18 protein-coding genes and 3 pseudogenes are annotated in these 20342 nt (G+C 68.2%); 10 read left to right on the forward strand and 11 right to left on the reverse strand.

Features of this window, described 5'->3' with window-relative positions; genetic code table 11:
• Position 1: 1 nt before the first annotated feature.
• Together P3102_RS19650 and P3102_RS19655 are read right to left on the reverse strand one after the other, a co-directional pair.
• Positions 2–240 (reverse strand): annotated as a pseudogene (locus P3102_RS19650) (DUF6480 family protein).
• A 59-nt stretch (positions 241–299) separates the two neighbouring features.
• The gene (locus P3102_RS19655; RefSeq protein ID WP_276360674.1) at positions 300–1241 is read right to left on the reverse strand and encodes a glycoside hydrolase family 43 protein; all 942 of its coding nucleotides are present in this window, start codon (positions 1239–1241) and stop codon (positions 300–302) included.
• Positions 1242–1434: 193 nt separating this feature from the next.
• Here P3102_RS19655 and P3102_RS19660 point away from each other — a divergent pair, with 193 nt between their 5' ends.
• Positions 1435–1821 (forward strand): hypothetical protein, encoded by a 387-nt coding sequence (locus P3102_RS19660; RefSeq protein ID WP_276360675.1) that lies wholly within the window; start codon positions 1435–1437, stop codon positions 1819–1821.
• A gap of 99 nt (positions 1822–1920) precedes the next feature.
• On the opposite strand, the gene P3102_RS19665 is transcribed toward P3102_RS19660, so the two are convergent.
• From P3102_RS19665 to P3102_RS19675, 3 genes are all read right to left on the reverse strand, one after another.
• Entirely contained in the window at positions 1921–2952 is a 1032-nt protein-coding gene (locus P3102_RS19665) for a hypothetical protein (RefSeq protein WP_276360677.1), read from the reverse strand.
• Between the two features lie 17 nt (positions 2953–2969).
• A complete protein-coding gene (locus tag P3102_RS19670; RefSeq protein ID WP_276371258.1) occupies positions 2970–4529 on the reverse strand; it encodes a discoidin domain-containing protein in 1560 nt (519 codons plus the stop codon).
• An 88-nt stretch (positions 4530–4617) separates the two neighbouring features.
• The gene (locus tag P3102_RS19675) at positions 4618–6186 is read right to left on the reverse strand and encodes a discoidin domain-containing protein (RefSeq protein ID WP_276360679.1); all 1569 of its coding nucleotides are present in this window, start codon (positions 6184–6186) and stop codon (positions 4618–4620) included.
• A 181-nt stretch (positions 6187–6367) separates the two neighbouring features.
• Between P3102_RS19675 and P3102_RS19680 the strand changes: the two genes are divergently transcribed.
• The 7 genes and pseudogenes from P3102_RS19680 (at position 6368) to P3102_RS19710 (ending at position 11603) form a co-directional block, all read left to right on the forward strand.
• Positions 6368–7906, forward strand: coding sequence for a helix-turn-helix domain-containing protein (locus tag P3102_RS19680; RefSeq protein ID WP_276360680.1), 1539 nt, complete (start codon positions 6368–6370; stop codon positions 7904–7906).
• Positions 7907–8015: 109 nt separating this feature from the next.
• Positions 8016–9278: an FAD-dependent oxidoreductase gene (locus tag P3102_RS19685; RefSeq protein WP_276360682.1), complete on the forward strand. Its 1263-nt coding sequence runs from the start codon at positions 8016–8018 to the stop codon at positions 9276–9278.
• A gap of 6 nt (positions 9279–9284) precedes the next feature.
• Positions 9285–9461 (forward strand): hypothetical protein, encoded by a 177-nt coding sequence (locus P3102_RS19690; RefSeq protein ID WP_276360684.1) that lies wholly within the window; start codon positions 9285–9287, stop codon positions 9459–9461.
• A gap of 91 nt (positions 9462–9552) precedes the next feature.
• Positions 9553–10032, forward strand: coding sequence for a GreA/GreB family elongation factor (locus tag P3102_RS19695; RefSeq protein ID WP_276360685.1), 480 nt, complete (start codon positions 9553–9555; stop codon positions 10030–10032).
• A 322-nt stretch (positions 10033–10354) separates the two neighbouring features.
• Positions 10355–10476, forward strand: a pseudogene (locus tag P3102_RS19700) (IS481 family transposase); the annotation flags it as partial.
• A 289-nt stretch (positions 10477–10765) separates the two neighbouring features.
• Complete coding sequence (locus P3102_RS19705) at positions 10766–11110, forward strand: hypothetical protein (RefSeq protein ID WP_276360687.1); 345 nt, start codon at positions 10766–10768, stop codon at positions 11108–11110.
• Positions 11079–11603 (forward strand): DUF6389 family protein, encoded by a 525-nt coding sequence (locus tag P3102_RS19710; protein ID WP_276360689.1) that lies wholly within the window; start codon positions 11079–11081, stop codon positions 11601–11603. The genes P3102_RS19705 and P3102_RS19710 overlap by 32 nt, the downstream gene beginning before the upstream one ends.
• Before the next feature lie 98 nt (positions 11604–11701).
• On the opposite strand, the gene P3102_RS19715 is transcribed toward P3102_RS19710, so the two are convergent.
• From P3102_RS19715 to P3102_RS19725, 3 genes are read right to left on the reverse strand one after another with little or no spacing between them, the layout of a single operon-like run.
• Entirely contained in the window at positions 11702–13879 is a 2178-nt protein-coding gene (locus tag P3102_RS19715) for a xanthine dehydrogenase family protein molybdopterin-binding subunit (RefSeq protein WP_276360690.1), read from the reverse strand.
• A complete protein-coding gene (locus P3102_RS19720; RefSeq protein WP_276360692.1) occupies positions 13879–14838 on the reverse strand; it encodes a xanthine dehydrogenase family protein subunit M in 960 nt (319 codons plus the stop codon). The genes P3102_RS19715 and P3102_RS19720 overlap by 1 nt, the downstream gene beginning before the upstream one ends.
• Positions 14825–15277 (reverse strand): (2Fe-2S)-binding protein, encoded by a 453-nt coding sequence (locus tag P3102_RS19725; protein WP_276360694.1) that lies wholly within the window; start codon positions 15275–15277, stop codon positions 14825–14827. The genes P3102_RS19720 and P3102_RS19725 overlap by 14 nt, the downstream gene beginning before the upstream one ends.
• A 221-nt stretch (positions 15278–15498) precedes the next feature.
• On the opposite strand from P3102_RS19725, the gene P3102_RS19730 reads away from it, so the two are divergent.
• The gene (locus tag P3102_RS19730; protein WP_276360695.1) at positions 15499–16074 is read left to right on the forward strand and encodes a TetR/AcrR family transcriptional regulator; all 576 of its coding nucleotides are present in this window, start codon (positions 15499–15501) and stop codon (positions 16072–16074) included.
• Positions 16075–16286: 212 nt separating this feature from the next.
• On the opposite strand, the gene P3102_RS19735 is transcribed toward P3102_RS19730, so the two are convergent.
• A complete protein-coding gene (locus P3102_RS19735) occupies positions 16287–16886 on the reverse strand; it encodes a TetR/AcrR family transcriptional regulator (RefSeq protein WP_276360696.1) in 600 nt (199 codons plus the stop codon).
• 171 nt (positions 16887–17057) lie between these two features.
• On the opposite strand from P3102_RS19735, the pseudogene P3102_RS19740 reads away from it, so the two are divergent.
• Positions 17058–17597: pseudogene (locus tag P3102_RS19740) on the forward strand (epoxide hydrolase); the annotation flags it as partial.
• 687 nt (positions 17598–18284) lie between these two features.
• Here P3102_RS19740 and P3102_RS19745 read toward each other — a convergent pair.
• Positions 18285–20024 (reverse strand): pyruvate dehydrogenase, encoded by a 1740-nt coding sequence (locus tag P3102_RS19745; RefSeq protein ID WP_276360698.1) that lies wholly within the window; start codon positions 20022–20024, stop codon positions 18285–18287.
• A 151-nt stretch (positions 20025–20175) separates the two neighbouring features.
• Positions 20176–20325 (reverse strand): hypothetical protein, encoded by a 150-nt coding sequence (locus tag P3102_RS19750; RefSeq protein WP_276360699.1) that lies wholly within the window; start codon positions 20323–20325, stop codon positions 20176–20178.
• Positions 20326–20342: the final 17 nt, after the last annotated feature.

Here is a 20342-nt window from a genome sequence, read left to right on the forward strand (position 1 = left end):
ATCAGCCCAGCTTGAGCCAGCCCAGCCCCAGCGCGACGACGAAACCGGTCGCCATGACGACACGAGGACGCCGATGAGGACCAGCCAGGCGACAGGCATCGCCTTGGACGGCATCGGCTGTTAATGCGAGAGCCCGGACGTCTGAGCGGAGTCGGGCGGTGTGGCACCCGGTGACACACCGCCTCCTGGTTCGAGGCCGGGGGTCTTCTCGGGATCCGGGTCGGGCGGCGAGGCGGTCATGCCGTCCGGGTACCGGATCGCGGGCGACGAAACCCATGCGGGCACCGTCGGTTCGCCGATCAGCCGAGCTGGGGGACGTCGTTCGGGAAGCCGACGGGCAGCCGATACATCCCGCGGGCGGTGCGGCCACCGGCGAGCCAGCCGTGGAAATGGATGTGACCATCGACGACGTCGGCCCCGCCCGGCGCGTCGACCTTGCCGCCGAGCAGGTCGGTGGACAGGAACTGCGCGTCGGCTTTCACGAACGGTCCGCTCAGCGAGGGTGCCGAGGCGTAGCCGGTGTGATAGCCCGAGCTCTGGAACGTGTCGGCGGAGTAGAACAGCAAGTACCGGCTCGGCGTCTTCACCACCGCCGGCGCTTCCACGATCCCCTTTTCCGAGGTGAGATCGGCACGGAGGAGTTCGGTACGCGGGCCGGTCAGGGTTCGCCCGTCGGCGAGCAGTTTCTGCGACCAGATCGCGGCCGGGGGCCCGACCGCCGCGCCATCGCTTTTGTACAGCAGATAACGCGAGCCGTCGGAGTCCACGAAGGTCTGGGGATCGATGTCACCGCTGTCACCGGGTACGCAGACCAGCGGCCCTTCCCCGACCGGCATGTACGGACCTTCGACCTTCGAGGCTGTCGCGACGCCGATGCACATCTCCCCCGCGGGAGCCACCGCCGCCGAAAAGTAGAGCAGGAACGTGCCGTCGGAAAGCCGGGTCACGTCGGGGGCCCAGAACCCGCCGTCCGGCTTGGCCCACTTCGGCACGGCCGCCAGAGCGTCGCCGACCACCTGCCAGGGGCCTTCCGGCGCCGGAGCCCGCGCATAGGGCACTTTCACCGTGCCGGTGCTCGTGGAGAAGGCGAGGTAGCCGGAGTCGGTCTTGACGATGTCGGGGTCCGGAAAGTCCTGGCCGATGAGCAGCTGCGGCGTACCGATGGCGAAGGCCGGAGGCGGGGCGGTCAGCGTCATGACCACGACCACGGCGAGGATCGCGAAGCGGTGCCTGAACTTCATAACCGATTTTGTCGACGCGACGACGCGACCGGCAGCCTCACCGGGTCGCTGTCACCGGGAAGCATGTACTTGGCCGTTCACCCGGTTCCACTGGATTCGTCCGTCTGCCGACGGGGTAACCCAAATTGATACGCCTATGCATATAATAGGCAGTAGGCAACCATCTTGGGTTGAGGTGACGCGAGGAGCGAGCATGATCAGAGGCAAGTGGATCCCCGGTCAGGCCGCGGACTTCTCCGGAGAAGTACTGATCAGCGTCACCGCGTTGACCCTCGACGACTTCCGGAGCACGCCGGGCGCCTACCGGGCGGGGTACCTGCTCAGCCGCGAGTGGCCCCGGCTGCCCGGCGCGGTAGGCCAATGGCTGTGGGCCGAACCGCTGCGCCGGCGCCTGGGCTCCGTCTCGGTGTGGCGTGACCACGAAGGTATGCGCGGGTTCGTCGGATTGCCGGCCCACGTGGCGATCATGCGCGAGTATCGCGAACTCGGTACCACCCGAGCGACCACTTGGAGCACCGGTGACGTCGATGCGCGAGTCATCTGGCGAAGGGCGGCCCGATGGCTGCGAGACGCCCGTTGAGCGACAAGGCTTACCAGCGCTCCTAGTGATGATGGGATCACGGCGACAGGGCAGTACCGGAAGACGGCAGATTCACCCCTGACAGCGGCTGAGCCCGGCTCAGCGAGCGGCCGTGGTGACCGACGGCGACGAGGCGAAGGGGACCAGCAGGCGAGCCGCGCCGCTGCCGTCGGCGGGCACGGACCAGATGTCGCTTTCCTTCCCGGTCTCGCGCGGCAAGCCGTAGGCGATCGTGTCGTTGTCGAGCCAGACGGCCTGATCGTCCACACTGCGTGTCTCCGCGAGCGGGATCTCCCGCATCGTGGCCAGGTCCAGCACGTGTTCGCGCCAGGGCCGGGCATCACCGTCGGCCACCCGCTTCTTGAAGGCCAGTTTCGTGCCGTCCGGCGACAACGACGGGCATTCCGCGTTCTCTCGCAGCGTGCGCGCGTTCCACGCCTCGTTGTCACCCTGCACCAGATGGGTCCGCCCGCCGGTCGCGACCGTGGCGTAGAACATCCGCTGGTCGGCGGCGAACGTGACGCCCCAGTAGTTGACGTCCTCGCCGCGATGGGACGTCTCCCCGATCCGCAGCGGAATGCCCTCGATGTTGCTCGACAACTCGTTGCGCTCGCGATCCATGATGGCCGTACGCGTGGAGAAGCTGCCGGGCTGAGAGTAGGAGTCACCCGTGACGAAGGTGGTCCAGCTTCCCATCCGGCCACCGGGGGAGAGCTTCGCGCGGTTGGGGATGCCGGGGACGTCGACCCGCTTGGTCTCGCCGAGCGCGGTATCGACGAACCGGGCGACCGCGCCGGGCATGGGCGTGGGTTCCTTCGCCAGGCACAGGCCACCGTCCGCCGCGGTGTAGAACCGTTCGCAACTCAGTGAACTGACCCGGCGCGGTCCCCCGGGTTCGGCGACGGGGACCGAGGCGACGTTCCCGTAGCCGGGCCCCGCCGCACCGTTGCGGAACAACAGTCGCCCCGGCTCCCCCAGCACGACCGGCCGGGCGGAATCCACCGCGACCGTCGCGTCGGCCGTCCGCCGTTCAGGACTCTTCGCCTTGGCCTGCACGACGTACACCACCGAGGCGGCGGCGAGGGCGGCGACACCCGCCAGCGCCACGACGAACTTCGCCGGAAGCTTCACCCTGTCTCCTTTCCCCGTCACCGGCAGCGGAACGGGCCCGCCTTGTCGAGCAGTTCCCCGTTGGTGCCGATGATCTCCCAGGAATAGGTCTTTCCCTTGAGCACCAGCTTCATCACCCCGTGCTTGCCCAGGATCTTTTCGACGCCTTCACGGGCCTTGTAATCGAGATAAAGACTGTCGCCGCCGATACCGGCGATGACCGACCGTACGCCGTTGGCCTCGTCGACGTGCCCGTTGACGTCCAGCGGCTTGGTCCGCTCGTAATGGTGATCGTGCCCGGCGAACACGACGTCCGCCTTCGCCCTGGCCAGCTCGTTCCACAGGGGCGCGATGCTCTTCGCGTCTCCGGAATTGCCCGAGTTGAAGCGCGGATGGTGCCAATACCCGGCTATGCAGGACTTCTTGGTCTTCGCGAGGTCCTTGCGCAGCCACGCCACCTGCTCGGCACCCCCGCCGTTGTACACCGGGTCCGAATCGAGCGCGACGAAATGGAAGGCGCCGACGTCGAAACTGTAGTACGGCTTTCCCTTGGGGGTCGCGATCTTGCCGAAGTATTGTTCGTACCCCGCCAGCTCGTTGTTCCACTCATGGTTGCCCGGAGTGGGTTTGGTGATGCGCTTGAACTTTCCCCACGTCTTGTCGTAATAGGAACGGAACTCTTCGATGGTGCCGTCGACGTATTGATTGTCGCCGACCGTCAGCACGTACCGAGTCTTGATCCTGCTCACCAGCTCCGCCGTCCGCTGGTGCTCGGACGGCAGCTCCGGCTTCGCGATGTCGCCGGCGAGCGCGATGACGATACCGTCGGCCGCCGACGGCCGGGTGGCCGCCTTCACCGGCACGGTCGACCCGGACAGGTTCCCGGCCGCGTCCCGTGCCCGCACCGCGTACTGGAAGTCGAAACCCGACGCCAGTGACGTGTCGGTGTAGGAAGTCGTCGCGGTCCTGCCGATGACGTTGCCGTTGCGCAGGACTTCGTACTCCGCGACCCCCACGTCGTCCGTGGACGCGGTCCAGCCGAGCGTGATGCTCTCGGTGGCGGACGACGTCTGCCGGAGCCCGGTTGGCACCGACGGCGGCTGGATGTCACCGTCGCCCGTCCGGACGCCGTAGACCTCCAGTTCCCACAGCGAGTACCCGTAAACGGTCGCCCGCGCCGTGCCGAAGATCCGGACGTGCCGCGCGGAGGTGTTCAGGCCGGTGAACTCGTCGAGGCCGCCGTCGCTGCCCACGACGGTCTTCACGTCACGCCAGTTCTGGCCGTCGTCGGACGCTTGAACCTGGTAGTCCTTGGCGTGGGCCGATTCCCAGAGGATCTTGACCCGGCTGATGTCCGCGGGACCGCCGAGGTCGACCGCGATCCACTGTGGATCGCCCTCCAGACTCGCCCAACGTGTGGTCGAATCACCGTCGACGGCCAGAGCGCCACCGAAGCTTTCGTTCTCGACGGTGGAGGTAGTGGTCCGTTTGCCGGCCGACAGCAGGGATTCCGCCGGTCCGGCCGTGGCACCGGAAGCGGTCACGGGCTGAGCGAGCAGGACGATCGCCGCGATCGCGGCGGTGCCCGGCTTCACCATTCGATTCACTTGCACTCCTGAAGGGACCTACGTCGTCGTGGACAACACGCCCGGGTCCGGTGCCGCGTACGGCACCGGACCACGGCCGTCAGCGGCAGGTGTACGGACCCGCCTTGTCGAGCACCTTCCCGGCGGTGTCGTAGATCTCCCAGGAGTAGGACTTCCCGTTCAGCACCAGCTTCAGCACACCGTGTTTGCCGAGAATCTTTTCCACCCCTTCACGCGCCTTGTAGTCGGTGTAGAGGTAGTCGCCGCCGATACCGGCGATCACCGACCGCACGCCGTTGGCCTCGTCGACGTGCCCGTTGACGTCCAGCGGCTTGGTCCGCTCGTAATGGTGATCGTGCCCGGCGAACACGACGTCCGCCTTCGCCCTGGCCAGCTCGTTCCACAGCGGCGCCATCTGCTTCTTGTCGCCGGAATTGCCCGAGTTGAAGCGCGGATGGTGCCAATACCCGATGACACAGGACTTCGTGTTCTTCGCCAGGTCGTTGCGCAGCCAGGTCACCTGCTCGGAGCCGCCGCCGGTGTAGATCGGATTCGAGTCCATCGCGACGAAGTGGAAGTCACCGATGTCGTAGCTGTAGTACGGCAGGCCCTGCGGGTACGCGATCGCGCCGAAGTACTCCTTGTACCCCCGGAGCTGGTCGTCCCACTCGTGGTTGCCCGTCGTGGGCTTGGTGATGCTCTTGAACTTGCCCCACGTCTTGTCGTAGTGCGCGCGGTACTCGGAGATGGTGCCCTTGTGGTACTGGTTGTCACCCACGGTCAGCACGTACCGCGGGTTCATCCTGGCGACCTGGTTCGCGGTCGCCTGGTGCGTGGAGAAGAGTTCCGGATTGGCGATGTCTCCCGCGAGCGCGATGGTGACGGGTCCGGTGCCGCCGGGTCCGGTCGCGGCCCTGATCGCCGGACTCGCCGCGGAGACGTTGCCCGCCGCGTCCCGTGCCCGCACGGAGTAGCCGAATTCCGCTCCGGACGCCAGCCCGCTGTCGGTGTAGGTGGTCGTCGCCGTGGTCCCGACGACGTTCCCGTCGCGGAGCACCTCGTACTCGGTGACCCCGACGTTGTCGGTGGACGCCGTCCAGCCGAGGGTGACGCTGTCGGTGGTGGTGGCCGTCGCGGCGAGGCCGGTCGGCGCCGTCGGGGCCTGCGTGTCGCCGCCGCCGACGCGATCACCGTAGACTTCGAGCTCCCACAACGAATAGCCGTAAGCCGTGCCGCGAGCCGTGCCGTGGACGCGGATGTGACGTGCGGCGGCGTCGAGGCCGAGGTGTTCGTCGATGGCGCCGTCGCCGCCGACGATCGACTTGAGGTCCGTCCAGGTCTTGCCGTCGGCCGAGCCCTGGATCTTGTAGGTCTTGGCGTACGCGGCTTCCCAGTTCAGTTTGACCTTGGTGACGGTCGCGGGGCCGCCGAGGTCGACGGCGATCCATTGTGGATCGATCCCTTCCTCGCTCGCCCACCGGGTGGTGGCACTGCCGTCGACGACGTTGCCGCCGGCGAACTCAGGGCCTTCGACCGACGAGGTCGTGGTCGGTTTGCCCGCGGAGAGCAGTGTTTCCGCTTGCGCGGCGGTACCGGAAGAGATCAGCGTCTGCCCCAGCAGGACCAGGGTCGCCACCGCGACACCGGCCAGGGGTGTTCTCCGTTGCATGCGAACTCCTCGACGTTGCGGAGTCGGCGAGTACCGGCGGTGGGCGGCGTCGTGTCGGCCGGAGTCGTCCTGACATTCGTTAAGTAAGTTTCCTAACGATTGGAGTGTAGAAGGTTCTCGAACTCACAGTCAACGGGTGGCCACCCGGTATTCGGCATCATTCGGTGGCAAGGTCGCGGCCATGGTGACGCTGGATCGGCTCGTGAACGTCCTGGGTGGCTACGGGGCGCGGTTGTGGTGTTGCCCCGTACCGCGCGAGGCGGCGTTGCGCGACGTGGTGATGCACGACGCCGCCGACCCTCGCGACCTGCGTGGGGACGTGTATCTCGCCGTCGGCACGGACTCCGTCACGACGGCCGTCGACCTCGCCGCCGCGGCACAGGCTTCGGTCGTCCTGGTCCGCGGATCAGCGCAGCCGGACCCGGAGGTGGCCGAACGTGCGGAACGCGGCGGTGTCGCGGTGCTGCTGGTCGAGCCGGACGTGTCCTGGGGGCAGCTCGCCGGCGTCGTCTACGGGCTCGTGCTCGAAGGCCGCGAGACCGAGTCCGGTCGCGGGCCGACCGACTTGTTCGCGCTGGCCGACAGCCTCGCCGACGCGCTCGGCAGCGCGGTGACCATCGAAGACCGGCTTTCCCGCGTCCTGGCCTACTCCAGCCGTCAGCATCAGGCCGACCGGGCACGGCTGGAGACGATCCTGGGCAGGAAGGTCCCGGAGCCGGTCCGCGAGCTGTTCGAGCGGCGCGGCGTGTTCCGCCATCTCGCCGAGTCCGACGAGCCGTTGTTCGTCGAAGCCGATCCCGAGCACGGGCTGACCGGGCGCATGGTCGTCGCGGTCCGCGCGGGCCGGGAGGCGCTGGGCTCGATCTGGGTGGAATGCGACCGGCCGCTGACCGACGCCCGGCGTGTAATCCTGCGGGACAGCTCGCGCACGGTCGGCCTGCACCTGCTGCGTTCCCGGGCGAGCGCGGACCTGGAGCGGCAGGTCGAATCCGATCTGGTGATCCGGCTGGTGGAGGGCACACCGGACGCGGCGGCCGTGCTCAGCAGGCTCGGCCTGCCTCCCGGCCGATTCCGCGTGATCGCGCTCCAGGCCCACATCGGCGACGAGCGTCACGCCGCGCTCCTGCTCGCGTTCGAGCGGGCGACCACCGGTTTCGGCTGGTCACGGCCGGGGCGCAGCACCCTGTTCAGCAACACCGTCTACACCGTCCTGCCCGGCGACGACGTCGAGGCGGCCAGGGCGTGGGTAGCTTCGATCCGTGCGGCACTGCCCCGCCAGGTGACGATGCTCGCCGGCATCGGGGCGGGCGCGACGTCGGCGGAGTTGCCTGCCAGCAGGCGGGAAGCCGACGAGTGTCTCGCGCTGCACGACGTCCGGCCCGCCACGAGGTCCGCGATCGCCTACGACGAGGCCTGGGACGACATCCTGGTGCAACGGCTGCGAGCCGCCGCCGCGTCCGGCCGGGCCCCGGCCCGCGGCCCGATCACCGAGTTGCGACGACACGACAACGCGAACGCCACCAGCTACGTCGCCACGTTGCGAGCCTGGCTCGAGGCACAAGGCGACCTCGCCGAAGCCGCCGAGCGACTCGGCGTGCACCCCAACACGATCCGCTACCGGCTGCGGAAGATGGCCGAGGTGACCGAACTCCGGCTCGACCAGCCCGCGAAACGGCTGGCGATGATCATCGAGCTCGCCGTGTCCGAACCCCCTCCTTGACCGTTCCGACCAAAACCACCCGCCCGGTTTGTCGGATCCGGACAATCGCCGCGGCCCGTTTCCGAGCCATCCTGACCGCGACAGCACCACTCGTGCAGCGGAGGAATTCATGGGCGATCTCGACCGGATCGACGGCGTCCCGCGTTCGGCGATCGTGATCGGCGCCGGCGTGGCCGGCCTGTCGACCGCGTGGTTCCTGCAGGAGCGCGGCGTCGGTGTCACGGTGCTGGATCGCGAAGGCATCGCGGCGGGCGCGTCGTGGGGTAACGCCGGCTGGCTCTCCCCCGGACTCGCGATCCCTCTCAACGAACCCGGCGTGCTTCGCTACGGACTGCGGACGCTGCTCGACCGGCAAGCCCCGCTGCACGTTCCGCCGTCTCCGGATCCGCGGCTGTGGTCGTTCCTCACCCGCTTCGCCGCCAACTGCACCGGCCGCTCGTGGACTCGCGCCGTCGAGGCGAACTCACCGCTGAACGCGGAATGCCTGGAGGCCTTCGACGTCCTCACCGCGAACGGGGTGGACGCGCCGACCACAGAAGCGACGATCACGGCCGCGTTCGAGACCGCCGACCAGGCCGCGGGACTGATCACCGAACTGCGGCACCTCGGGGAGGCCGGACAGGACATCTCCTGCACCCGGCTCACCGCGGCCGACCTCGCCGCGCGGTTTCCCCAAGCCACGGCCAGGCTCGGCGCCGGTGTCCGGATCGACGGGCAGCGCTACGTGGACCCGGGCCGGTTCGTGGAGTCGCTGGCACGGGCGGTGGTCGGCCGGGGCGGCACGATCCGTCACCGGTTCGAGGTCGCGTCCCTGCGCGCGCACCGCCACGCGCTGAGCGTGCGCTCGAAGACGGGTCAGTCGGTGAACGCCAACGCGGTCGTGCTCGCGACCGGGGCCTGGCTGGGAGAGCTCGGCAGGAAGTGGGGAGTCAAGGTCCCCGTGCGCGCCGGACGCGGCTACTCCTTCACCGTGCCGACCGACCGTCCGGTACCCGGGCCGCTCTACCTGCCGGGCATCCGCGTGGCGTGCACCCCCTACCAGGGCGGCCTCCGCGTGGCCGGGACGATGGAATTCCGGAAACCGGACGCACCACTGGATCCGGCCCGGATCGACGCGATCATCGCCTCGGCGCGGCCGTTCCTGACCGGCCTGGACTGGGACCGGCGCACCGACGAATGGGTCGGCTCCCGCCCGGTCACCACCGACGGGCGGCACGTGATCGGCGCGACGAGCACGCCCGGGCTCTACGTCGCGGGCGGGCACGGGATGTGGGGACTGACCCACGGCCCGATCACCGGACGCCTCCTGGCCGAGCACATCACCACCGGCAAGCAGCCCGAGGCCCTGCGCCCCTTCGATCCCCTTCGCTGATTTCGGATGACGATGCCACCAGACCATGAAATCCCACCCACCGAACAGTCCGAAGTGGACCGGCTCCGCGCCGAGAACGCCCTGCTGCGCACCGAGAAGGATCTTCTGCTGAAGGCCGCGATCGGGTTCGCCACCGACGCCGGGGCCTTCCAGCGGCGGCACCGCAAGCCAGAGACCCGCTGACCGACGCGGGACTCACCCGAAGGTCTGTGGGGGCCGGGTCCTTTCCGCGCCCGGCCCTCACGGACGTGACGATCGAAAGGCGATCATCACCATGACCATCGTCTCGCCAGGCCCGTTGCTCACCTCGCCAGGCCCTTGGCTCACCCCGGAAGCACACGCGCGCCTGGTACGCGAGCTCGCCACGTTGCGGCGCCCCGGCACCGACGACCGGTACGGCGACGACGAGATCGCCCACCACCTCCACCGGCAGGCACGGATCCGGCAGATCGAAGACATGCTGCGCGGCGCCGTCGTCGGACAGGACCCTCCCGACGACGGGATCGCCGAGCCCGGCATGGTACTCACCGTCGAGTACGACGACGGCGACACCGAGACCTTCCTGCTCGGCACTCGTGACGAGGCGGGACACGGCGACATCGAGGTCTACTCCCCCGATTCCCCACTGGGCCGCGCACTGCACGGCGCGAAACCGGGCGACCGGCGGGAATATCGCGTACCCAGCGGCGGAGCCGTGAGTGTCACGCTGCTGGACGCGAAGCCTTACAGCCGTCATCGGGAGGGCGCTCACTGACGGTTCGGTGCGGCGGGCAGGGTCGCGCTCAGGTGTAGTGACCTGAGACGTCACGAACGGGTCGACGCGTAGTCGGACGAGCTTGCTTCGAGGCCGGCCTCCGGGTTCGGTGTGGATCGCGACATCTGCACCGGCTGCCCGGAGGCTCTTCGCTCGGTGATCTGGTCCAAGGGGATGACCGGAAGCACCGCGGTCGCGCTCTGGCGACGAGCTCGGGTTTTCCCACCGTCAATGGAATCGCTGTCCGGCGAGTGCTGACCGACAACGGGTCCTGCTGCAAAACCCGCCTCTGACGCGACACTCGCCAACGCCGAGGTCAGCCAAACGCACCCGCCCGTACCGGTCCTAGATCAACGGCAAAGTCGAGCGGCTCAACCGCACCCTTCTCGAGGAATGGGCCTACACCGCCCCTGCCACTCCGAACGCCGCAACGCCTACCCCGGCTGACTGCACACCTACAATCACCACTGCGGCTACACCGCACTCGGCCCCCCGCATTCCCAAACTCCAGGCCAATACATCTAGTCATCTACTTGCTTTGAGCAATCGTCGTTTGCGACCCAATCACCCGCCAGTGGTAAACGTGCCAGATACATTATTGCTTAAAATTACGAACGCGTGTTCGAATAATTGCGGTATTATGGAGGGGTGTCTGACGCTCGCCTCTTGGCAACGTCTGGGAGAACCACCCTCGGCGACCGAGGCCGCTGAGTCGCTCAACGAGCGCCCGGACTTGATCTGGGAGTGGGGTGAAAGCGGCCGCGACGGCAGGGCCGGTCCCCTGTGGGCCGAATCGGGCGCGGCGCTGCACGAACCCTGGATGGCCTACCCCGGCGTCGTCCCTTTCGGCCAGCTCCAGGGGCACTCCACGGTCGTGCGGTTCACCGACCGGACCTGGCGGTGCGCCGGACGGATCCGGCAACGCACGACGGTCGATTGGCACGCCCGCCACGTTCGCGTCCGGGTCGGAGGGCGCGTGTTCATCGGTGTCGATCCGGGACATGGCCGCACCGGCGCCGCCGAGTGGTGGCCGCTGGTCCTCGACGATGCCCGCGTCACGGCCCAGAGCCCGCGTTAGATCGTCTTGTGTGGACGTCGACGAGCACCGCCATCTGTTCGGCGTCGTCCATCACGAAACCGGCTGGGAACCCGATGTTCCACCACTCCCGCGCGGGGTCTCGGCGGGACTCGTCGTCGACCCAGCCACCGGCTGGATCGACGCGGTGAACCAGCCGAGGCGACGGTCGCCGAAAAGCGGGCCGCGGCCGATCCCGAAGTCGATGAACTGCGGCGATTGCTCTGCGCCGAGCCACGCGGGCACGCCCCCAGGTACGGCGGGTTCGTCGTGGCCCGAACGATCCGGCTGCCCATTTCGGCGGAATTCCGAGGCGATCCGGCCATACGGTTTCCAAGAGCGTCGGAGTGGTGATGCAGGACTGGACGATGGCCGGCCTGCTGACTCGAGCATGCCTCGGGCGGGCAACGTGAACATGCGGTATCAGCGACCTTCACGCTCGCGGAGCACGCGGGCTTCCCGGCGGCGCGAATCCGCTCGTTTCGGCCAGTTGTGAATCAGGTCGTAACCCGAGATGCCCTTGCCGAAGCTGCCGTGCGGCAAGCCCGAGCGTGGAGATCCGGGACCGCACGTGTCCCGAATCCCCACGCTCGCCTAGGACTCGTCGAGGAGATCCTCGAGCAGGATGGGAATGTGCCGGACCCGGATGCCGGTGGCGTTGTGGACGGCGTTCGCGACCGCCGCCGCCATGCCGACGATGCCGATCTCGCCCAGCCCTTTCGCGCCGACCGAGTTGTGCAGCGTGTCCGGGTACTCGACGAAGTGGACGTCGACCTCGGGGATGTCCGCGTTCACCGGGATCAGATAGCTCGCGAGGTCACCGTTGGCGAAGCGTCCGTTGTCCTCGACCTCCAGACCCTCGTGCAGAGCGGCCGAAACACCCCAGATCATGCCCCCGATGATCTGGCTTCGCGCCGCCACCGGATTGACGATCCGGCCGGAGTCGAATACGCCGAGCATGCGGGACACCCGGATCTCCCGTGTCCACTTGTGCACGCGGACTTCGCAGAACTGGGCGCCGAACGAGCTGAACGAATGTTTTGTCACCTCTTCGCCGGGCGCCGAGGAACCGGTCACCGACAGCGAGGGACGCTTCAGTGCCCCCAACAGCTCGCCGAAGGTCATCGTCCGGTCTCCGGCCAGCACGCGGCCGTCCGCATAGGACACGTCCATGCCGTCGAACGGCGCGCCCGGCGCCGAGGCCAGCGCCAGCAGTTCGTCGATCGCCTTGGCGGCGGCGATCATGATGGCCGTTCCCGCGCTCGCGGTGGCCGTCGAGCCGCCGGACATGCCCCCGGGCGGCAGCTTCGAATCACCGAGCCGCGGCGTCACCCGATCCGGCGAGATGTCCAGCGATTCGCCACCCACCAGGGAAAGCACGGTCAGCAGGCCTGTTCCCGGGTCCGCTCCGCTGGTCGCGACGACGGCCGTGTCGTCGGGCAGCAAGGTGACCTCGACCGTCGCCGGGAAGCGCAAGGCGGGAAACATGGCCGTCGCCGTTCCCATGCCCACGAGCCAGTCTCCGTCGGCCCGTCCTCGAGGCGCGCGATCCACCCAGCCGAACCGCGTGGCGCCGATGCGGAAGCATTCGTCGAGATGCTTGCTCGACCATTGCAGATCCTTACCGGGTGGAGCGGTCGAGTTGTTTCGCTGACGCAGCTCGATCGGGTCCATGCCCAACGAGACCGCGAGTTCGTCGATCGCGCTCTCCAGCGCGAAAGACCCGGGTGCCTCGCCCGGTGCCCGCATGAAGGTGGTCGGCGGGAGGTTCAGCGGCACGATTTTCTGGCTGATGGCCAGGTTCCGAGTGGCGTACCACTCGCGGGAGGTGCCGTGCGACGTCGGCTCGACGAACGACCGGTCCAGCGGTGTGCTGCACCACGAGTCGTGGCGCAGGGCGGTGAGCGTACCGTCGTGTTCCGCGCCGAGGGCGATCTTCTGCACCGTCGCGGCACGGCCCGCGGTCGCGGTGAAAACCTGTTCCCGGCTGAGCACGGCTTTCACCGGCCGTCCGAGCACCCTGGCCGCCGCCGCGGCCAGGAACGCCGGGATCGAGGTGCGGCCCTTGCCGCCGAACGCCCCGCCCACGAACGGATTCACCGCGTGCACCTCGGACGGCTCTGTGCCCAGTGCCATCGCCAGCTCCGCCGCTTGAAGGTTGGCTGCCTGGTTGCCGCTGTGGATCGTCAGGCCATCGGGCACCCACACCGCGACCGCGGAGTGCGGCTCCAACGCGGCGTGGTTCTGGGGCGCGGTGGTGTAGGTGGCTTCGACGACCACCGGGCTCGCGGCGAGCGCGTCCTCGATGGACTCGACCCCGGGAGCGAGAACGGCGAGGGTGGCTGGTCCACCGTCCCTCCCGGGTGGCGCGTCTTCCGCCGAAGCCAGGCCGTCCTCCAACGAAGTCAGAGCGGGCCTCGTCAGGTAGGAGACCTCGACGAGCATCGCCGCGTCGCGCGCCTGCTCATAGGTTTCGGCCACCACGAAGCCGATCGGCTGGCCGTAGTAGGTGACTTCCTTGTCCTGCAAAGGAACCCAGGTCTCACCCATGAACGGTGTAGCCGGGGTGTCCAGTTCCAGCGGGTCGAACGGCGTGTACACATCGATCACGCCCGGAGCGCCCTTCGCCGCCGTGACGTCCATCGCCTCGATCTCACCGTGCGCGATCGTGCTGAGCACGACGTACCCGTGGACCAGCCCGGGGAAGGTGTGATCCGCCCCGTATTCGGCCCGGCCGGTGACTTTCAGCGGCCCGTCCACCCGGCTGGTCATCAGCGGCTCCCCTCGGTCAGTTCGAGCAGTGCGCGGACGATGGTCCGCCGCAACAACGACGTCTTGAATCCGTTCCCGGACAGCGGGCGCGCGCCCTCGGCGGCCAGCGCCGCGGCATCTTCGAAGGCCGAGACCGTCGCGGGCGCGCCGCGCAAGGCGGCCTCGACCGCGGGCAGCCGCCAAGGCACCGTCGCCACGCCACCGGCCGCGACCCTGGCGTCGACGATCCGCGAGTCCTCGACCCGCAGCGCGACCGCGGCCGAGCACAGCGCGAACTCGTAGGACTGCCTGTCGCGCACCTTGACGTAGGTGGAGTTCGACGCCCAGTCCAGTCGCGGAACCACGACTTCGGCGATCAGCTCGCCGGGCTGGAGGTCGGTCTCCACCTCGGGGGTGTCACCCGGCTGCCGGTGGAAAGAAGCCAGTTCGACAACACGGGTCCCGGTCGTGCTGACCAGCCGGAGTCGCGCGTCGAGGGCGACCAGGGCGACCGCCACGTCGCTGGCGTGGGTCGCCACGCACGAATCGCTCGTGCCCAGCACCGCGTGCATCCGGTTGGCACCCGAGATCGCCGGACAGCCGCTGCCGGGTATCCGCCGGTTGCACGGCATGGCGACGTCCCGGAAGTACGAGCAGCGGGTGCGCTGCATCAGGTTCCCCCCGATGCTGGCCATGTTCCGGATCTGCTGGGACGCGCTGAGCAGCAGTGCCCGTGAGATCGCCGGATACACCCCGGGGTGTGCGGCGATGTCGCCCATCCGCTCCAGCGCACCGATCCTGAGCCCGTCGGCGGTGTCGATACCCCGCAGCGGCACCGCGTTGATGTCCAGGACCTGCGGTGGCGTCAGGACGTTGAGTTTCATCAGGTCGACGAGCGTGGTCCCGCCCGCCAGGAAGGTGCCGGGTGAAGAGACCGCCGCCTCGACGGTCTCGGGCGCGAGCAGCTCAAAGGGACGCATCGGCCCTCCTCGCCTGCTCGACCGCCGCGATGATGTTCGGGTACGCCGCGCACCGGCAGAGGTTGCCGGACATGAACTCACGGACGTCCTCGACGTCCTGTTCGACGGCGGCGACGGCCGACATGATCTGCCCGGAGGTGCAGAATCCGCACTGGAGGGCGTCGCGGTCGACGAACGCCTGCTGGACCGGATGCAACCGATCCTCTGTGGACAGTCCTTCGACCGTGGTCACCGGCTGCTTCACGGTGGCGGCCAAGGTGAGGCAGGACAGCACCGGCCGTCCGCCGACGTGCACCGTGCAGGCGCCGCACTGCCCTCTGTCACAGCCTTTCTTCGGGCCGGTGACGGCGAGCCGCTCCCGCAGCGCGTCCAGCAGGGTCACCCCGGGTTCGAGACTCAGGTGTTCCGTCCTGCCGTTGACTTCGAGTGAGATGTCCACTGGATCTCTTTCCGCAGATCGTCCGGGCACGGGCCCGACGGCGTAGGTTGAGGTGGTGGGAGGCTGTTCGCGAACCGAACCGGATATTCATCCGCTTCAATTTTCAAGTTAGCGGATTACAATCCGCTTGGCAATGTCGATGTTTCCCCCTGGAGTCGCTCCAGGTCACCCGGGTTCCTCGGCTACATTCACCGGAACGGCACCGGCGGACGGGAGGGAAGATGACGACGGGATCGGTCAATCCCCGGCGCGCGGACACCCGGCGCAACCACGAGCGCATCCTCGCCGCCGCGGCGAAGTCACTGGCCTGCTCGGGCGAAGTGTCGTTCAACGCCATCGCGAAACAGGCCGAGGTCGGTGTCGGCACGGTGTACCGGCACTTCCCCACCCCGGAAGCCCTCATCCTGGCGGTCTACCAGCGCGAAGTACGCCAGCTCGTCGACATCGTGCCGAGCCTGCTCGAGAAATACTCGCCAGAGCAGGCTTTCCGGACGTGGACCACCGATCACCTGGCGCATTACATGATGACCAAACGCGGCCTCGCCGAAGCCTTTCGTGCCGCCACGGCCTCGCGCGGCGAGCTGCCCGCGGGGGCCTACGAGGCCATGGTCGGCGCGGTGTTCAAGCTGTTGCAGGCGAATGTCGACGCCGGCACCGTCCGCCCGGACCTGAAGCCCGAGACCGTCCTGCGTGGGCTGGGCGGCCTGCTGTACCTCGACCCGAAGGGTGAGTGGCGGCGCGACGTCGCGAGCCTCCTCGACTTGCTGTGGCGCGGGATGGGCACCGTCCGGTCCTGACGTCGCTCAGAGATCACCTCGGCACCGGGAAAGTCCGCAGACCGGCGATGTGCTCCTGAAGCGAAACCCACACTCGTCCGGCCGGTCCGACTTCGACCACCGGGCATCGAGGAAGGGGCGCTACGACATGCGCACCCGGCCGAGGTATTTCTGTCGCAGTTTCGAAAATTACGGCGACCCCGGACGGCTCCGTGTTACGTCCAATGCGTTATTCACCCGCGAACGAGTGCGCCGTCGCTCAAGTAGGCCAAGTACAGATCCAGTGCGGCCTCGAGGTGATCCGCGGATCCGGTGGACATCAGGATCGTCACCCCGCCCTGGATCGCCTCGATCAACGCGGCCGAAGCGCGGGTCGGGTCGACGTCGCGGCTGATCGACCCACCGTCCCGCATCTCCTCGATGCCCGCCTGTACCTGACGTTGCCACCGCTCCAGAAGCTGTCTGGTGATCGCCTGCGCGGCCGGTCCGTGCCTGCCGATCTCGGTGATCAGCACCCCGAGCGGACAGTGCACCCCTTGGCGCCGGTATCGCTCGATCACGACGTCACGCCACTCTCGCCACGATTCCCACGAGGTCGGCCGTCCGAGGTACGGCTGCTGATCCTCGATCACCTGCCCGGCCTCCCATTCCGCCACGGCGATCAGCAGTTGATCCTTGCCCTCCGGAAAGTAGTGGAAGAGCTGGCTCTTGCCCGTGCCGCTACGACGGCAGATGTCGTCGAGGGTCGCCGCTCCCACGCCGTGCTCGCGGATCTCCTCCGCCGCGGCTTCGATGATCCGCCGCCGCGTCGCGGCGCCCTTCTTCGTGAGCACAAGACCTCCCGAACCCTGCCGGCGAACGCCGGGGGACGGCCCCACCGGAATGCATGGCTACGGCCACTACCGGGTGGGCTTCACCCGAGTGGGCGGCCGCTGGCTCATCGCCGGACTCCGCAGCACCCAACTCCGCCTGGACTGGACCTACACTCCCGAGGAGAACCGATCATGACTCTCGAACCGTTCGTCGTCGACGTCGAGCAGGACGTCCTCGACGACCTCCGGTCACGGCTGAAAGCGACCCGATTCGCACCCGATCTCGACAACGAAGACGAGGTCTTCGGCCTGAGTACCGCCTACCTCAAGCCGATCGTCGAATACTGGGCCGACGGTTTCGACTGGCGGGCCGTCGAAGCGCGGCTGAACAGCTATTCGCATCATCGTGCGGACATCGGCGGCACCCCCGTGCATTTCATCCGCGAGCCGGGCAAAGGCCCCGCGCCGATTCCGCTGCTGCTCATGCACGGCTGGCCGTGGACCTTCTGGGACTGGAGCAAGGTCATCCGTCCGCTCGCCGATCCGGGCGCGTACGGCGGCGACCCGGCGGACGCTTTCGACGTCGTCGTCCCCTCGCTGCCGGGATTCGCGTTCTCCACCCCGCTGACGAACGGCAAGGAGAACTTCGTCAGCATGGCCGACCGGTTCCACACGCTGATGACCGACGTGCTCGGCCACCGCCGCTTCGGGGTCGGCGCCGCCGACTACGGTGCGCTGGTCGGAGCCCAACTCGGCCACAAGTACGCCGGTTCGCTGCACGGTCTCCACCTCGGCAACGAGATGCCGCTGAACATCTTCCAGGGCGACCGCCACTGGGACCTGACCGGCGGCGCGCCGATCGACCGGCTGCTTCCCGGGCCGCGCGCCGACATGGTCGACTTCGTGCACACCTACGTGTCCCATGTCGCGGTGCACATGCTCGACGGCCAGACGATCACGCACGGCCTCAACGATTCCCCGATCGGGCTGCTCGCCTGGATCCTGAAGCGATGGAAGAAGTGGAGTGATCGGAACGGGGTGTTCGAGGACGCCTACCCGATGGACCACATCCTCACCAACGCGACGATCTATTGGGTCAACCAGGCCATCGGCTCTTCGATTCGCGTCTACAAGAACGCCAATCGCCATCCGTGGCAGCCGTCGCACGACCTGACCCCGGCGGTCGAGGCCCCGACGGGATTCACCTTCCACCTCGGTGACGCCGCACCGCCGGGAGCCCACGACCGCGACCAGCGCATCGCCACGTTCAAGAAAGGGGCCGGTCACTTCTACGCCGACGTCCGCCAGGTGAACGTCCACCGGAAGGGTGGCCATTTCGGACCGTGGGAGAACCCGGACGCGTGGATCGTCGATCTGCGCAGCACTTTTCGCTCGCTGCGCCGAGGTCGCGGTCTCCGCTCAGGGCCGAGGGATGTTGCGCAGGTTGGCACGGGCGAGATCGATCATCCGGCCGACACCGCCTTCGAGGACGACCTTGCTCGCGGCCAACGCGAATCCACCGAGCTGACCGGCGGTGATGTGCGGTGGGACGGACAACGCGTTCGGGTCGGTCACGACGTCCACCAGCGCGGGGCCGTCGTGACTCAGCGCTTCCTCGAGGGCCGCTCGCAGCCGGGTCGGGTCGGTCACCCGTTCGGCTCGCAGGCCGGCACCGCCGGCGATGGCGGCGAAGTCGACCGGGCGGTGGTCGGTCTGGTGATCGGGCAGGCCGTCGACCAGCATCTCCAGCTTCACCATGCCCAGCGAGGAGTTGTTGAACGTCACGATCTTGATCGGAAGGTCGTGCAAGGCCACGGTGAGCAGTTCGCCGAGCAGCATGCCGAGTCCGCCGTCGCCGGACATCGACACGACCTGGCGTCCCGGATAGGCGAACTGTGCGCCGATGGCGTGCGGCAGCGCGTTGGCCATGGTGCCGTGCAGGAACGATCCGATGACCCGGCGGCGCCCGTTCGGAGTGAGGTACCGGGCGGCCCACACGTTGCACATGCCGGTGTCCACCGTGAAGATCGCGTCGTCCGCGGCCAGTTCGTCCAGCAGGTCCGCGGCGAACTCCGGGTGGATGGGAATGTGCCGTTCGACGTCGCGAGTGTAGGCGTCGACGACCTTTTCCAGGGTCTTGCAGTGCTCACGCAGCATGCGATCCAGGAACGTCCGATCGGTCTTGCGCCGCAGGAGCGGCTGTACGGCTCGCAAGGTCTCCCGCACGTCACCGTGTACCGCCGATTCGAGCGGGGTACGGCGGCCGAGCCGGGTCGCGTCGTGGTCGACCTGCACCGTCCGGGCCTGAGGAAGAAAGGAGTCGTAAGGGAAGTCGGTGCCCAGCAGGAGCAGCGGATCGGCATCGTGCATGGCCCGGTAGCAGGCGCCGTAGCCGAGCAGTCCGCTCATTCCGACGTCGTAGGGATTGTCGTACTGGATCCATTCCTTGCCGCGCAGGCTGTGGCCGACCGGCGCCTGGACGGTCGCGGCCAGTTCCATCACCTCGGCGTGCGCGCCGCGCACCCCGGCACCGGCGAACACCGTGACGGTCTCGGCCTCGTTGATCAACTCGGCGAGCCGCGCCACCTGGGGCTCGGGCGGCACGACCGTGCCGTGTTCGGTGACCGGCACCCCGCTCCCGGTGGGCGCCGCGGCCTCGAGGTGCGCGACGTCGCCGGGCAGCACCAGCACCGACACCTCGCCGCGGGACAACGCGTGCTGCATGGCGATACGCAACACCCTGGGCAGCTGAGCGGGACGGCTGATCTGCTCGCAGTAGCCACTGCAATCGACGAACAGCCGTTCGGGATGGGTCTCCTGGAAGAACCCGGTCCCGATCTGGGCGGACGGGATGTGCGAGGCGAGCGCGAGGACCGGGGCACCGGTGCGGTGCGCGTCGTAAAGGCCCTGCACCAGATGCGTGTTGCCGGGACCGCAGCTGCCGGCGCACACCGCGAGCTTTCCGGTCAGCTGGGCCTCGGCGGCCGCGGCGAACGCGCCCGCCTCCTCGTTCCGTACGTGCACCCACTCGATGCCCGGAGTGCGGCGGATCGCGTCGACGACGGGGTTGAGGCTGTCCCCGACCACGCCGTAGATCCGTTCCACCCCGGCCTGCACCAGGATTTGGACGAACTGCTCGGCGACGGTGGGCTTGGCCATCACGACCCCTTCGGTACTCCGGCGGTAGGACTGCCCTTCATGATCCACGTGAGCGCCCTGCCTCGCAGGACTTGTCCGACGCCCGGCTGAAGATCGCTGAACTCCGCCTCCACGCGGACACGCCGCCTGATCGACTTCTCTTCGCGGGGAGCTACGCGGTGGTCGCCAGACCGGTTTCACGGCCGAGGTCGTGCTCGTCTTCCGTCTGCGTGCGCGACACCATCTTCGCGACCAGGTCGAAGATCGGCGTGGCTTCCTGCGGGAAGGTCACGCTCTGCTGGTTCACGCTTTCGGCGATCATGGCCTACTGCTCCTCAA

Source organism: Amycolatopsis sp. QT-25 (genome assembly GCF_029369745.1).
In the GTDB taxonomy this organism is placed as follows: Bacteria; Actinomycetota; Actinomycetes; order Mycobacteriales; family Pseudonocardiaceae; genus Amycolatopsis.

Excerpts from the sequence above, each read along its gene's own strand:
- P3102_RS19680 (WP_276360680.1), top strand. The coding sequence starts at position 6,368 with ATGGTGACGCTGGATCGGCTCGTGAACGTCCTGGGTGGCTACGGGGCG.
- P3102_RS19720 (WP_276360692.1), bottom strand. The coding sequence starts at position 14,838 with ATGCGTCCCTTTGAGCTGCTCGCGCCCGAGACCGTCGAGGCGGCGGTC.
- P3102_RS19670 (WP_276371258.1), bottom strand. The coding sequence starts at position 4,529 with ATGGTGAAGCCGGGCACCGCCGCGATCGCGGCGATCGTCCTGCTCGCT.
- P3102_RS19675 (WP_276360679.1), bottom strand. The coding sequence starts at position 6,186 with ATGCAACGGAGAACACCCCTGGCCGGTGTCGCGGTGGCGACCCTGGTC.
- P3102_RS19730 (WP_276360695.1), top strand. The coding sequence starts at position 15,499 with ATGACGACGGGATCGGTCAATCCCCGGCGCGCGGACACCCGGCGCAAC.
- P3102_RS19750 (WP_276360699.1), bottom strand. The coding sequence starts at position 20,325 with ATGATCGCCGAAAGCGTGAACCAGCAGAGCGTGACCTTCCCGCAGGAA.
- P3102_RS19655 (WP_276360674.1), bottom strand. The coding sequence starts at position 1,241 with ATGAAGTTCAGGCACCGCTTCGCGATCCTCGCCGTGGTCGTGGTCATG.
- P3102_RS19710 (WP_276360689.1), top strand. The coding sequence starts at position 11,079 with ATGCCCGCGTCACGGCCCAGAGCCCGCGTTAGATCGTCTTGTGTGGAC.
- P3102_RS19690 (WP_276360684.1), top strand. The coding sequence starts at position 9,285 with ATGACGATGCCACCAGACCATGAAATCCCACCCACCGAACAGTCCGAA.
- P3102_RS19715 (WP_276360690.1), bottom strand. The coding sequence starts at position 13,879 with ATGACCAGCCGGGTGGACGGGCCGCTGAAAGTCACCGGCCGGGCCGAA.
- P3102_RS19685 (WP_276360682.1), top strand. The coding sequence starts at position 8,016 with ATGGGCGATCTCGACCGGATCGACGGCGTCCCGCGTTCGGCGATCGTG.
- P3102_RS19660 (WP_276360675.1), top strand. The coding sequence starts at position 1,435 with ATGATCAGAGGCAAGTGGATCCCCGGTCAGGCCGCGGACTTCTCCGGA.
- P3102_RS19695 (WP_276360685.1), top strand. The coding sequence starts at position 9,553 with ATGACCATCGTCTCGCCAGGCCCGTTGCTCACCTCGCCAGGCCCTTGG.
- P3102_RS19745 (WP_276360698.1), bottom strand. The coding sequence starts at position 20,024 with ATGGCCAAGCCCACCGTCGCCGAGCAGTTCGTCCAAATCCTGGTGCAG.